14 protein-coding genes are annotated in these 13,953 nt (G+C 44.4%); 11 read left to right on the plus strand and 3 right to left on the minus strand.

The window, feature by feature from the left end:
- Positions 1-98 precede the first annotated feature (98 nt).
- Positions 99-1,169: a GGDEF domain-containing protein gene (locus tag BB427_RS02910; protein WP_039490999.1), complete on the plus strand. Its 1,071-nt coding sequence runs from the start codon at positions 99-101 to the stop codon at positions 1,167-1,169.
- A 28-nt stretch (positions 1,170-1,197) separates the two neighbouring features.
- On the opposite strand, the gene BB427_RS02915 is transcribed toward BB427_RS02910, so the two are convergent.
- On the minus strand, positions 1,198-3,483 hold the full coding sequence (locus BB427_RS02915) for a penicillin acylase family protein (protein ID WP_069018887.1): 2,286 nt from the start codon (positions 3,481-3,483) through the stop codon (positions 1,198-1,200).
- Between the two features lie 195 nt (positions 3,484-3,678).
- On the opposite strand from BB427_RS02915, the gene BB427_RS02920 reads away from it, so the two are divergent.
- The 6 genes from BB427_RS02920 to folX all read left to right on the plus strand — a co-directional run bounded on the left by BB427_RS02920 (position 3,679) and on the right by folX (position 10,374).
- The gene (locus BB427_RS02920; protein WP_045988057.1) at positions 3,679-7,035 is read left to right on the plus strand and encodes an ATP-binding protein; all 3,357 of its coding nucleotides are present in this window, start codon (positions 3,679-3,681) and stop codon (positions 7,033-7,035) included.
- A 95-nt stretch (positions 7,036-7,130) separates the two neighbouring features.
- The gene (locus BB427_RS02925) at positions 7,131-7,757 is read left to right on the plus strand and encodes a YceH family protein (protein ID WP_069018888.1); all 627 of its coding nucleotides are present in this window, start codon (positions 7,131-7,133) and stop codon (positions 7,755-7,757) included.
- A gap of 60 nt (positions 7,758-7,817) precedes the next feature.
- Complete coding sequence (nadE, locus tag BB427_RS02930) at positions 7,818-8,654, plus strand: ammonia-dependent NAD(+) synthetase (protein WP_069018889.1); 837 nt, start codon at positions 7,818-7,820, stop codon at positions 8,652-8,654.
- Between the two features lie 72 nt (positions 8,655-8,726).
- Complete coding sequence (gene folM / locus BB427_RS02935; RefSeq protein WP_045988060.1) at positions 8,727-9,443, plus strand: dihydromonapterin reductase; 717 nt, start codon at positions 8,727-8,729, stop codon at positions 9,441-9,443.
- Positions 9,444-9,449: 6 nt separating this feature from the next.
- Positions 9,450-10,004, plus strand: coding sequence for a GTP cyclohydrolase I FolE (folE, locus tag BB427_RS02940; RefSeq protein WP_069018890.1), 555 nt, complete (start codon positions 9,450-9,452; stop codon positions 10,002-10,004).
- A 7-nt stretch (positions 10,005-10,011) separates the two neighbouring features.
- Positions 10,012-10,374 (plus strand): dihydroneopterin triphosphate 2'-epimerase, encoded by a 363-nt coding sequence (gene folX, locus BB427_RS02945; RefSeq protein WP_010378103.1) that lies wholly within the window; start codon positions 10,012-10,014, stop codon positions 10,372-10,374.
- A 44-nt stretch (positions 10,375-10,418) separates the two neighbouring features.
- Here the strand turns inward: folX and BB427_RS02950 are convergent, their stop codons facing one another.
- The gene (locus BB427_RS02950; RefSeq protein WP_069018891.1) at positions 10,419-10,847 is read right to left on the minus strand and encodes a YqaA family protein; all 429 of its coding nucleotides are present in this window, start codon (positions 10,845-10,847) and stop codon (positions 10,419-10,421) included.
- 105 nt (positions 10,848-10,952) lie between these two features.
- On the opposite strand from BB427_RS02950, the gene BB427_RS02955 reads away from it, so the two are divergent.
- The 3 genes from BB427_RS02955 to BB427_RS02965 all read left to right on the plus strand — a co-directional run bounded on the left by BB427_RS02955 (position 10,953) and on the right by BB427_RS02965 (position 12,490).
- Positions 10,953-11,465, plus strand: coding sequence for a TlpA family protein disulfide reductase (locus BB427_RS02955; RefSeq protein WP_069018892.1), 513 nt, complete (start codon positions 10,953-10,955; stop codon positions 11,463-11,465).
- A gap of 12 nt (positions 11,466-11,477) precedes the next feature.
- Entirely contained in the window at positions 11,478-11,942 is a 465-nt protein-coding gene (locus BB427_RS02960) for a DUF2721 domain-containing protein (protein ID WP_017219384.1), read from the plus strand.
- A gap of 101 nt (positions 11,943-12,043) precedes the next feature.
- Entirely contained in the window at positions 12,044-12,490 is a 447-nt protein-coding gene (locus BB427_RS02965; RefSeq protein WP_010378096.1) for a c-type cytochrome, read from the plus strand.
- A 189-nt stretch (positions 12,491-12,679) separates the two neighbouring features.
- On the opposite strand, the gene BB427_RS02970 is transcribed toward BB427_RS02965, so the two are convergent.
- The gene (locus BB427_RS02970; RefSeq protein ID WP_010604204.1) at positions 12,680-12,865 is read right to left on the minus strand and encodes a PA3496 family putative envelope integrity protein; all 186 of its coding nucleotides are present in this window, start codon (positions 12,863-12,865) and stop codon (positions 12,680-12,682) included.
- 288 nt (positions 12,866-13,153) lie between these two features.
- Here BB427_RS02970 and BB427_RS02975 point away from each other — a divergent pair, with 288 nt between their 5' ends.
- Positions 13,154-13,939 carry a DUF2884 family protein gene (locus BB427_RS02975; RefSeq protein WP_010378093.1) on the plus strand — a complete coding sequence of 262 codons (786 nt, stop codon included), beginning with the start codon at positions 13,154-13,156 and terminating at the stop codon, positions 13,937-13,939.
- Positions 13,940-13,953: the final 14 nt, after the last annotated feature.

A 13,953-nucleotide genomic window follows, 5' to 3' on the forward strand; every position in this document is an offset into this window, starting at 1 on the left:
GGATGCTGAGCGAATAACCTGAGCTTAGGTCAAATAGACGGCAAATCACAATAGAGCTTCTATACTTATTTTATTGTGAATACCACAAGAGCTTACGTTTGACTAAATACCACCCTTATAGCAAACCAGACCAAGTAGAAGCATTAAAATTTGCATTATTACGACGTGTGGCCGCGTATTGCATGTGGCTACACGCAGGCCTCATTGGTGTCTTTTGGCATTTAGAGGTGAACATACTTGCTTTGGTAAACGTGGGTAGTGTGCTGATGTGGTACGCTGGCATTAAACTCATTGATGCGAGTAAACCCTCGATTGCACTGCGGGTTTTCTGCCTTGAAGTCGCCATCCATGCGACGCTGGTGTGTGCCTATCTCGGCATGTCACTCGGGTTTCAGTACTACCTCTGGACAGTGTCTTGCCTCATGCTGCTAGATTACCAACTCAGGTTACGTAATGCCGTGATTTATTCCGTTGTGTTGATCACGCTATTCGCAGTCTTAGAATTATTGTTTGGTGATGTTGCCTATCAATATCGCTATCAACAGTTAATTCCCTATGTCCATTTTGCCAATGTGCTCATATGTGGTATTCCAATGATCTACACAATCAGCCACATACGTAAAATGACAGTACAACAAAGAGACAAATTAGAAGAACTCGCTGCACACGACCCGCTCACACAAATGTTCAACCGTCGCTATGCGCGCGAGTTAATCACCCATGCTAAAGAAAACTGTATCTCTACTCACTCTCCTTTATGTTTGGTGATGGCGGATATCGACCACTTTAAAAAAATCAATGACACCTTTGGCCATGACAAAGGAGATCAAATTTTAAAAAGTGTGGCCGAAACAATCAAAGCACATATTCACCCTGCAGACATTGCAGTTCGTTGGGGTGGTGAAGAGTTTTTAATCGTGCTCGCGCCTTGCTCTAGTGGAGAAGCAATGCAGCGCATGGAAAAACTACGACGAGCCGTCGAGACCACCAGTTTTGAAAACGACATTCTTAAGGTCACCATGAGTTTTGGCGTTGCAAATTGGGATCCTAGCCAAACTTTTGAGGTCGTCATTCAACACGCGGATGCCGCACTTTACGACAGCAAACATTCAGGTCGGAACCGTGTTACCGCAGCACCGATTTTGCGTGTATCGGAGGGCGTAAGTTAACCCCCTCCGATACGTTCAGTGCAAAGCATTACTTAGGTGAAATGACTATCTGGTGAGTTAATTCACCAGGTAGCAAGGGGGTATTCTCCCCTTCGGCATAATCTGCAAATCCAGACCGATAAAACGGCGATAACGGATGTCCACTTTGGCCACCAGCAACCGTTAAAATTGCATTTTGTAAATGACCAGGTTGTGCGATAAAGCGTTGCGATGCGCCGAATGATTTACCCTGCACCGCAGGCATAAAGGTATCACCAAAAGCTTGTGCGGTTGGCATATCTAACAAACCACTCAGCATTGGCATTTGTTTTGAGAAAGGATGCTGCACCTTGAGTGCATTAACATCCCCCCAGCGCCAAGCGGCCATATTACTGCCATATCTTTCGCTAAGTTGCTGCTTGGCAAGCTTGTAAGCAGCCAACTCTAACTCAAGCCAAGAACCATGCTCGCCCAACCAACTATTTGGCTGCTCGGTTAAGAGCTGCCAGAGTGAGGGCTCAAGATAACGCTTAACCGGCTTCAGCGACAATTTTTGCGTGTTTAAGTGCTGCTCCAAGGGTGCGAAAAGAGTGTCGATCAGTGCGTTGCGGTAGGCTTTCACTAAGGTGTAACCGACTGAATCGGCACAAGCACAAGCCTGCCAGTCATTAAGGAGCGAAATATCATTTTCAAAAGATGCGGAATGTTGGTTTTGCAATAGAGATACTAAGTGCTCGTGCCACGGCGCTAAAAACTTGGCTTGATTGTCCAATTGCAGCTGATAGAAATCCGCTTCCGTAAATTGTTGCTGACCTAACAGTCCATCGCGGATCTGCACGGCACGTGCACCTAACGCATAGCCGCCATCACCAAACCTTTGATTATCTGCAACTGAAACCACGCGAGAGTTAGCCGTCCACAATTTACCGTTTTCAGGGTTTTGCACAACCGGGCGAACTTGTTCGTTGTTCTGCCACGCTTGCTCATATTGCTCTGTATTCAACGCCGTGTCATGAGCCATTTTGCGTGCAGGAATAGCCCCCATCGGCGTCCAAGCAGCTGCCCCTTTACTGTCTACCACCATCAAGTTTTGTACAGGGATCCCTACCTTTTTGGCATGTTCTGTTGCTTGCTGAACTTCGGTGAATCGCTCAAGTTGCACAAGCTCTAGGTTTACGGCATAGGGTTGATGAGCAACCCAACTCAGCGCTAGCTTCTTATCTCCAAGTTGTTTAACGGGACCAAATGTACTCATTTCCAATTGATAGGTATGGCTTTTGCCATCAGGCAATTTAATTTCTTCAGCAATGAACTGCGTCTTGGCGTCTGCGTCAAGCTCAATCCAATCGGCTGTATCTAAATAACCATTGGTGAATCCCCACGCTATGCGATTATTACTTCCAACCACAATGGCTGGAGCGCCTGGTAACGACACCCCAGTTACCTGAATTGCATGGCCCTGATCCTGATAATTAAGCTGGGCACGATACCAAATCGACGGCACATTTAAGCCAAGGTGCATATCGTCGGATAACATTGCCGAACCTGTCTTTGTAAGCGCACCTGTTACGGCCCAATTATTACTGCCGTAAAGCGGCACATCAGCAATATGTGATGGCTGAGCTTGCACGACTTGTTGCTGTAATGCAGGAATAGTAACTGGCGATACCGTAACTACACTGTTATCCAAAGCAGCCTGATATTGACTAGGCTGCAAGATAAAATCGAGCATATCTTGACCATATTGCTGCTTAAGCGCAATTAGGGTTTCATCGCGCTCATAAGTACCTGCTTGCAAGTCTAGATACATGCTAAAAATAGTGAGTAAGCTGTCTTCTGGCTGCCATGGTGCAGGAGTTGCACCTAGAAGCAGGTATTCAAAACTGGTGAAGCCAGATTGTACTCGCCCATCGTTCACCCCTTGTGTATAACGCTCAAGGATTTGCCTATGCGCCTCAGGTAAGGACATCACGATAAGCTTTGCTCGTTTTCTGAATTGATGGAAACGCATGCTTTCATCAAGGCCAATGGCCGCCGAGCCAAATAACTCACTCAATTCACCTGCGGCATTGCGACGCAACAGGTCCATTTGAAAAAAGCGGTCCTGACCATGTGCAAAACCCAATCCATACGACGCATCTGCTCGGGTGTCAGCCGACACCACAGCTTGCCCCATGGCATCGCGCGCTACCGTTACTGTATTATCAATCTCCGATGTACTTCCTTTACCATCCAGTGCAGGCAGGCTCAGCGCAAGCAAGCCATATATACTTGCAGTACCAAGCAATACCAGTAACAGCAGAGCGACAACAATTCGTTTAATCCAAGTAAGCATGACCATCCCTTAACAATGTATCCAGTGCTAATTTATGCCTAGAAGATATAGCATGTCATTGGCTAATAAACCAATATTCTCGACTTTGTCACAGTTATAAGACAATCAAGTTAAAGCATTTTATTTTGGTTAATTAGATTTCGCTTTGCGAGGACTGAACTATAGTTAAATCATCGTCTTCAACACAGAAGCACCATGATCTCTGAACTATCGACATCACCACTTAAATTTCGCTTTGTGAAATATAGCTTCTGGCTTTTGCTAGTCGTGATCATCGCAGTGGCATGGTATGTTGATCAAGTAAACTATCGCCGCTTAATCGCGATAGAAAAGAGCCGCTCGACCGAGGAAGTGAATGTCTACCGCACTAAAATAGAAGGTATTCTGGCAAAAAATGTACAACTTGTCAGAGGACTAGGCATTGCCCTTTCTGGTCAATCCGAACTCTCTCAAGCTCGCTTCGAACAGCTCGCAAAACCCCTATTCGATAGTAGCCAAATCCTTCGAAATATCGGAGCAGCTCCAAATATGCGGCTCGACTATATTTACCCATTGAAGGGCAATGAAAAAGCCATAGGCTTGGACTATCAAACCCATCCAACGCAAAAATACGGCGCATTACTCGCCAAAGAAAGTCGCGAAATCGTGATGGCAGGTCCACTAGAGTTGCTGCAAGGAGGCACAGGGTTAATCGCAAGAGTTCCCGTTTACACAGACAAAACTCACTTCTGGGGTTTACTCTCTGTCGTGCTCGATATGGATAGTCTGTATCAACAAGCAAACTTTACCGCATTAGAAAGTCAATATCTGATCGCGATTCAAGGCGTTGATGGTAAAGGCCAAGACGGAGATTACTTTTATGGCAATAGTAATATTCATTCGCTTGCCCCCATTGCATTTAGTGTCAACGTGCCCTCAGGTGAATGGGAACTCTACGCCGTGCCTCGCATTGGTTGGCAACCAGCGGCAACTGCAGTGTGGCCTTTTCGCTTAGCTATCATCGCGTTGATTATCATCTTTATTGCCGCATTTATCTTCATCACTCGACTGCTATCGCAACTGCAACGGAATGCTTTGTCACTGACCAATATGGGCATACTCGCAGAAGTTGGTGCATGGGAAATTAACGTCAAAACACGCGATATTATTTGGTCGGACGTCACTCGTAGCATTTTCTGCGTGCCGAGACAATTTCAGCCCACTTGGATGAATACAACAGAGTTTTTCAAAGCGGGTTTGCACAGAAAGCGTTTGCAAGACTGTGTGGATGAACTTATAAAAACAGGCCATGAGTTCGAAGAAGAATTTATTATCCAAACCCAAAATCTGGACGACTTATGGGTGCTAGTGAAAGCGCGCTCTATTCGCAATGGCAAACGCACTAGCCACATTTTTGGTTCCATTCAAAACATCCATAAACGCAAAATCATGGAAATGGAACACGATAAATTCGCCAAGAATAATGAGCTCCTTGCCCATTTGAGCTCTCACGAAGCCATCTTAAATAACCATCTCAACAAAGCACTCACACTCTGTGCAGATACCTGTAGAAAAGGAGTGGAGGTTAATAAAGTGAGCATTTGGCAATTTAATGAGGATAAAAACCAGCTGATCCCAGTGTGTTTTTCAAATGCAGCGATGGATAACTTAGAGCACTTTCCTCCTTGGCGAAAAGCAATAGCGCCTGCATTCTTTAGTGAAATTGAGAGTGGTCAAATAATTGCGGCGGAACAAGCTGAAAACCACCCTGCAACCATGGCCCTCACTACAACATACCTTGAACCTTTTGAAATTAAGGCGATGCTTTGCTGCCCCATCAGTCATAAAAACCAAACCTTAGGCGTTCTTTGTGCAGAGTACGATGTTGTAAGTCCAGTTTGGGGTCAAAGCGATCTCCGTTTAATGAAGTCTATCGCCGCCATGCTAGGGAGCCTCTTTATCAATAAAGCCCATCAAAAAGCAAAAAATCAAGCCATCATTGATAAAGACTTAGCAGAACAATCCGCTAAAATGAAAGCAGAGTTTTTAGCCAGTATGAGTCATGAAATACGCACTCCACTCAATGGCGTAATGGGTATGGTTGAGCTCGTCATGCACTCACAACTCACTTCGACTCAACACCACCAGCTCTCTTTGGCACATAGTTCAGCGAAGTCCTTGCTTACCATCATTAATGACATTCTCGACTTTTCCAAAATAGAGGCTGGTAAACTAACGATCGAATTTGTTGAGTTCGACCTTATCGAGATGTTAAGTAATATGCTGTCTGGTTTTGTGCGCGCCGCTGATGCCAACAATAATCGGCTACATATCGATTTATCAGGTATGAAAGTCCATACCGCACAAACAGATCCTAATCGCCTCAAACAAATCCTTAATAATTTGTTAAGCAATGCGATTAAGTTCACCCATGATGGTTCAGTGACATTAAGCTGCCATACCGAACAAACGGGCGATCAAACTCGGTTATGGTGCAGTGTCGAAGATACTGGTATCGGTATTTCAAAGGAAAAGCTCAATAAAGTTTTTGATTCATTTACCCAAGCAGATTTATCAACCACTCGACAATATGGTGGTACTGGGCTTGGTCTCACCATTGCAAAGCAATTGTCTCAATTGCTCGGTGGCGATCTACAAGCATTTAGTAAAGAACACGTTGGCAGCACGTTTTCCTGTAATGTACTACTAACAGCAGCTAAACCCATTACCGTGCATGGAAAGTCTGATAACTCAACGTTATATATATTAAGCGAAATCAATGAAGACTACAGTAAACTACTGAAGCCTTGGCATATCACGTGCTTGCACGTGCAGCAACTTGATATGCTCATGACACAACTGCAACAACCATCTTCACATCTTGCTGTTATTTTGGATGCCAAGTTACTCAATGCCACGCCGCGGAAAAAACAACAAGCACTCAAAGCGCAGCTAACACAGCAGCAGATCGTACATATGGTTGCCGTTGAAGAGCAAAGTAGCGAAACGCTCTCGCTATTTTCCTCCTGTGAGCGGGTGTACTATCCCATTACGCCATATGCAGCACTTCAGGTGTTCAACGCTGATTATCAAGATCCAGACCAGCCGACATTCGTCAAAACCGCCTCACAGGTCAGTGCTGAACCCCTGTTAGCACGCTCAATCTTATTGGTGGAAGATAATCGGATAAACCAAACCGTTGCGATGACGATGTTAGAGCGTTTAGGTGCAAAAGTCGTCTGCCAAGAAAATGGAGAGTTAGCACTTGCACACTTACAATCAACTAACAAACCTTACGATGTAATTCTAATGGATTGTCAAATGCCGGTGATGGACGGTTATCAGGCAGCACAGCAGATCCGCCAAGGTGTTGCCGGAAAAATCCATCAGCATAGCGTGATCGTTGCACTCACCGCCAACGCGATGCAAGGTGATAGAGAAAAATGCCTTGATGCTGGAATGGATGATTACCTCACCAAACCCATTGACTTTGATGAGCTAAAAGCCAAACTTCTGCAAATAAAACCGCAGCAAACAATGCAAGCACCTTCGTCTACGGCCCAACAAAGTTAGCTCACACACTTTGCTACAGTAAATATTGGTATTATATTGCTACTATCAAGATGATGTTATACATCTCATCAGCAACAACAAAAATAAGGAAAGTGATGCAATTAGATACTCAAGAGCAACGCGTACTGGGTAGCTTAATCGAAAAGCAAGTCACCACCCCAGAACAATACCCCATGTCACTCAACGGCCTCACCAATGCGTGTAATCAAAAGTCGAATCGCGAGCCGGTGATGGAACTCTCTCAAAATGATGTGCTAGACACACTGACTCGCCTACAAGAAAAACGCTTAATTACCTGCGACGAAGCACTCTCTGGCCGCGTCGACAAGTACAGCCAGCGCTTTTGTAACAGTGATTTTGGCCACCTTAAAGTCAACGCGAAACAAAAAGCGATTATCTGTTTGCTGTTACTGCGTGGACCACAAACTCCAGGTGAATTGCGTACTCGCAGCGGCCGCCTCGCAGAGTTCAGCTCCGTACAGGACGTTGAAGCGACATTAAGTGCGATGCAAGAACATGATTATGTAGTTAAGCTTGCCAGGGAACCTGGAAAACGAGAAAGTCGTTATCAACACTTGTTTGGTGACCAAGTCGTTGAATCAACAGCGCCTGCAGAAGCCATAACCGGCACCCAAAATGACAGCGAAATCGAAAGCTTAATTGCCGAGATTGAGCAATTAAAGCAAGAGCTCGCCACCATCAAAGCACATTTAGGGCTTTAAAAAGCGCGTCAGCACCAACATAATAGAAGTTTATCGCCCCGATAGTATTGAGGAACCAGTATGCGTGAAGCAATCATGGCCGAAATGAAAGTTCAGCCAATTATTGACCCGGAATTTGAAGTCAAACGACGTGTCTCATTTTTAAAAGCACGATTACAAGCCTCTGGCTGCTTCACCCTTGTGCTTGGCATAAGCGGAGGAGTTGATTCGTCAACTTGTGGACGTCTATGCCAGCTAGCTATCGATGAACTCAATGCTGAACATGGTACTGGGGCTTATAAATTTATTGCCATGCGCTTGCCGTATGGCGTTCAAGCTGATGAAGATGAAGCGCAACTTGCACTTGAGTTTATCCAACCGAGTCAGCGCTTAACAGTCAACATCAAGCCTGCGGCGGATGCCATGCACGAGCAAGCACTTGCAGCCATGGCGGGTGGAAGCGTGCCACTGCCTTCACAAGCCAGCGTGGATTTTATTAAAGGAAACGTAAAAGCACGCCAGCGCATGGTAGCGCAGTACGAAATAGCAGGCCTGACTCGCGGTTTAGTCGTCGGCACCGATCACAGCGCTGAAAACATCACTGGCTTTTACACCAAGTTTGGTGACGGCGCCTGCGACTTAGCGCCCTTGTTTGGCCTGTCAAAACGCCAAGTTCGCTCACTAGCGGCTTTTCTCGGGGCACCTGCGGGACTAGTACATAAAGTACCGACAGCCGATCTCGAATGCGACCGCCCAGGCCTTTCCGATGAAGAAGCGCTGGGACTAAGCTATGACAATATTGATGACTTCCTCGAAGGTAAGCCTGTTAGCAGTGAAGTAAACGACAAACTTATTGCCATCTATCAGCGCACACAACACAAGCGTCAACCAATTCCTACGGTATACGACGAACAATAGTAATGTTGGCAGGAGATAACTAATTATTCATCCTGCCAACCTTAATTTCTCAATTCACAAGGTGATTAACGTATGAGCCCCGCAGCTGCACCTATTTTAATTACTGGTGGCGCACAGCGCATTGGACTTGCTTTGGTGAAACACTTTCTCGCTAAACAGCAAGCCGTCATATTGACGTATCGCACTAAACATCAAGTTATCGATGAACTAGCATCGCAAGGTGCCATTTGTATCAAGGCTGATTTTGACGAGCCAGAAGCAATCACGCAACTCAACCACCAAATTCGTGCCCATACCGACGCACTCAGTGCCATCATCCACAATGCATCGAGCTGGGATTGTGAAGCCAACAACCCTGATTTTTCAGCATTATTCGACAATATGATGCGGATCCACGCTAAAGTCCCCTATTTGATCAATCATGCCTTGAGCGACTTATTGACAGCCAACAATAACGTCAGCGATGTGATCCATATTACTGACTATGTAGTAGAAAAAGGCAGTCCAAAACACATTGCCTATGCCGCAAGTAAAGCTGCATTAGATAACTTAACTCGGTCATTTGCCGCTAAGTTTGCACCTAACATCAAAGTGAATAGCGTTGCACCTTCACTTATCATCTTTAATCAAGACGATAGTGATGAGTACAAGGCAAAAACCTTGAAAAAGTCTATTATGGGAATTGAGCCTGGTAGCAAAGAAGTTATCAATAGTGTCGACATGATACTCTCTAGCAACTATATGACAGGACGCACGGTACAAATCGACGGTGGCCGCCATTTGAGGTAACGCATTATGCAAGACAAATTACAACAGAGTTATAAAACGATTATTGAAGCCGTGGGTGAAGATGCAGACCGCGAAGGATTATTAGATACGCCAAAGCGCGCAGCGAAAGCGATGGAGTATCTGACTAAGGGCTACCGTCAAACACTGGATGAAATCACCAATAACGCGGTATTCAGCTCGGATGCCGATGATATGGTGCTGATTCAAGATATAGAGTTGTACTCTATGTGTGAGCATCACCTTCTACCTTTCGTTGGCCGTTGTCACATCGCTTATATACCTAACGGTAAAGTGCTTGGCTTGTCTAAATTTGCCCGCATTGTTGATATGTTTGCCCGACGCTTTCAAATCCAAGAGCAGCTAACTCATCAAATCGCCAAGGCCGTTGAGGAAGTCACCGGCGCAAAAGGCGTTGGCGTGATCGTCGAAGCCAAACATATGTGTATGATGATGCGTGGGGTTGAAAAACAAAACTCTAGTATGCGAACGTCTGTCATGCTTGGTAACTTCAGAAGCGACCCCAAAACCCGCAACGAATTTTTACAGTTAGTGAAAGGATAAGCACGCTATGTCGAATGCCATTATTAAGGTGACGAATTTAAGGCTACGTACCTTTATTGGTTTTAATCCCGAGGAGCGGGAAAAAAAGCAAGATGTCGTGATCAATATTGAAATTCATTACCCAGCGGATACGGCATGTTTAGATCATGATAACGTGGCTCACGCGCTTAACTACAAAACGGTGACCAAAGCTGTCATCACACTGGTAGAAGAAGGGCATTTTTTGTTACTTGAGAAATTAGTGGCTGACATACTTGCTGAATGTCACCAACATCAAGACGTGACATATGCAAAAGTCACCGTAGATAAACCGCACGCTTTACGGTTTGCTGATTCAGTGTCACTCACACTCGATTGGTACAGAAGCTAAACTAAGCGATAAGACCCTGATATTCACTTCCTTGCCTTCTGGTGTTAAGAAATCATCTGTAAGGCAAGGTAAATCACCAGTGCATAACGAGCGCCTTTACCGAGTGCGACTAATACAAAAAACCACCCAAAAGAGGTCCGTAGAGACCCCGCTACCACGGTCAAAGGATCTCCGACTATGGGGAGCCAAGCAAATAGCAATGAAAACTTGCCGTAACGATTAAATAGTCCACAAGCCTTATCATATTGCTGTTGAGAAACCGGAAACCAGCGCTTATCCCGCCACTTAGCGATAAACCAGCCAAGATAATAGTTCACACAGCTACCAAGTAAATTACCTGTTGTCGCAGCCAGCCATAACCAAACTAATTCACCCTGTTGTTTCACAACGAGCCCACTCAGCGCCAGCTCCGACGACGCAGGTAATAAGGTTGCGGCAATAAAAGCAAGCCCAAATAAAGAAAGATAAATCATATCAACGGCTATAAGAAATTGGACTTTAAGAAATCATCTAAGTCGGGCAATATACTGAAATGTGCGCAAGACTTCAAAACACTGACATGGAATCAAGGGATAGGCATGAAAACAACAATAAAAATGTTACTACTTAGCACCGTACTCGCTACCGGATTTAGCGGCTGCAAGGCCTCTAACGAAGCGCTACCACAAGCAGACAATGGCTATCAGACCTATATCCACACTGGCGACACCTTTAAACATTTGCAGTTTACGGATATCAAAAACCAGGCTGTTAGGTTCGATGCTAATCACAAAAAGCTGGTGATTTTATTCGCGACTTGGTGCTCTGATTCGCAACGTTTATTGAGTGAACTAAAACAATCTGAATTACTCACCCAGGCCGAGTTAACCATCGTTGCCATTGGCCGAGAAGAAACTAACACTACACTTGAGCAGTTCAACGAAGCCATGCAATTGCCCATCCATTTTGTTGCCGATCCCAATCGAGATATGTACAACACGTATGCCAATAAAGGCATTCCTAGAGTCATCTTGCTTGATGAACGCAACCGAGTGATGCAAACCCTCATCGGTGAGCAACCCAACACCTTATCAAAACTAAACTGGAATTAACGAGGTAACTATATGAATCCAGAAGTCGTTAGCATTCTCACGATGGCCAAAGTTATCCAAACCGCCGTTGCCCCTGTATTTTTAATTACGGGTATTGCTGCGACCTTAGGGGTACTATCAAACCGCTTAGCACGGATCACGGATAGGGCGCGTTTACTCGATCGTAAGATTAATACCACGCAAGATGAAGAACTCAAAATGCACTTTAGCCGTGAAATGCGCGCACTGTTAAAACGGTCTCGTTTTATTCACGTTGCATTTAGCATGAGTGTACTCAGTGCGTTGCTTGTGTGTGCAGTGGTTATGCTGCTGTTCATGTCCCACTTGTACAGTATGCCATTGGGTATTACTTTATCGTCTTGTTTTATCGCGGCTATGGTGCTGCTTATTGGCGCGTTTGTCTCTTTGCTTGGAGAAATCTTTTTAGCCACCCGCAGTATGCGCAGGGGCATGATATTCAAAGACATCGAGAGTTGATTATTTAAAACTAGTTGCCTCCGTCACAGGGCACTTATCGCAATTGTTTGATTATATTTGTAATTTACATTGAAAATAGGGAAAAATATTAGGGGTTTACTATGAAGAAACTACTTACCGTCACACTATTTAGCTGTCTTGCAGCAACAGCGCAAGCTAACACTATGTTTGAATCGGCTGAAGATGCAATTGAATACCGCCAAGCGTCTTTCCAATTGATCCGTTTCCAGATTGGCAATATGGGCGACATGCTAAAAGGCAAAGTGCCATTTGATGCTGAAGTATTTAAGCAACGTGCTCACAATGCTGCGCAATTATCGCAAATGCCTTGGGAAGCATTTATCGACGGTTCTGACAAAGGCAATACTGATGCCCTACCAGCCGTTTGGTCAAACAGAGCTGAGTTCGATGGTAAAGCCAAGCAATTTGCCGAGTATGCTCAAGCACTGGCTGTTGCAGCTGACTCTGGTGACAAAAAGCTGATTGCTTCTGCATTTAAAGATTGGGCAAAAGGCTGTAAAGACTGCCATAAATCTTTTAAAGATTAATACCAATCGTATAAAAACAAAACAGCCGCATATTTGCGGCTGCTTACTATCTGGATATCTCATCACTTGCTTGGCTATCACCAACGACACAGTAACTCAGACATCGCACTGAGTAACCCACAGCCCTGCTTAATCACACAGCCAAATTGAATTACTGTCAGTGCTAGACTCGTAGATGACGTCTAGTGATCAATCATCAATATAGTCGAAATCATCATCGCCTAGATTTCTACGTAGGCGTTTTTGCTCTAAGTAGTCGTCTAGCTTTCTTTTGACTTTACGCTTTTGCTTGTCATGTTGGTTACGACCCAACTTTTCAAATTCATCGTCTGCAAAATCATCATCAAGCGCATCGTAAGAGAATGTCTTACCCACAACTAACTCCAAAATAAAATAGTCATTAATAAAATGAGAGCCGTCTCTCAAGATCACTATTTAGCGCTAAATTGTCATTCTGAAAAGTGAGAGTTTCTTATCCTTACAATAAAAATTTTTTATTGCCTAATTCATTTTGACAAAAACAACTATATTTTAGTCAATTTCATCACTTTTAGAACACATTAACTTTCAACAATAAAACACAATACATTGATTTTATTTGAGTTTATATTTGGCATTGTTCTTGTAACAACAATCATGCAACTGAGCCAATAAGGATCGACCATGAATAAAATTTTACTACTAACAGCAGCAACAATGATGACAACCACCGTCGCTGCACACGAAAAAAATAACATCACGTTTAGCGGTGACAATTGTGAAGTAGAATTTCAAAATGACGTTAGGATCACACCTGATAACTTGGTGATCACAACGGCCAAAAACAAAACAGCTGAGATCAACAACCTTGGCGAACTGACACTCAATGGCGAGCGCATCGCACTTAATACACAGCAAAAAACGATGCTCACGCAATATGGTGATGAACTAAGAGGCCGCCTACCACAAGTGGCTGATATTGCTTTTGAAGGCATAAAACTAGCGGGCGTTGCCCTTAATGAAGTGGCGCAAACCTTTAATTTAACTAGTTTAGATAGCATCCATGCTGTGATCGATGACCTCGAAACAGAAGTGCAAAATACGTTTTATCAGCAAGGTGCGTTTGTGATGGGCAAGCAAACCTTTGATGAGTTTGGCCAAAATTTTGATAATCAGTTTGAAGAAAAAATCGAGACCGCAGTACAAGGTGCCATGATGCAATCGATAGGTAGCTTACTGGTTGCGATTGGCAACGAAATGTCAGATGCAAACGGTGATATGAGCAGCTTTGAACAACGTATGGAAAACTTCGCAACGCAAATCGAAACCAAAGTTGAACAACAGGCAGAATCTATTGAGAAAAAAGCCGACGCACTGTGTGGCGACTTTGAACAAATCGCGAAAAACGAAGCCATTGTCGCAAAGTCTATCCCCGCCATGTCAGAGTACCAACTGTTTAAATTTAAATAATCTGACCTTGGCAT

Source organism: Pseudoalteromonas sp. BMB, from assembly GCF_001709235.1.
Taxonomy (GTDB): Bacteria; Pseudomonadota; Gammaproteobacteria; order Enterobacterales; family Alteromonadaceae; genus Pseudoalteromonas; species Pseudoalteromonas maricaloris.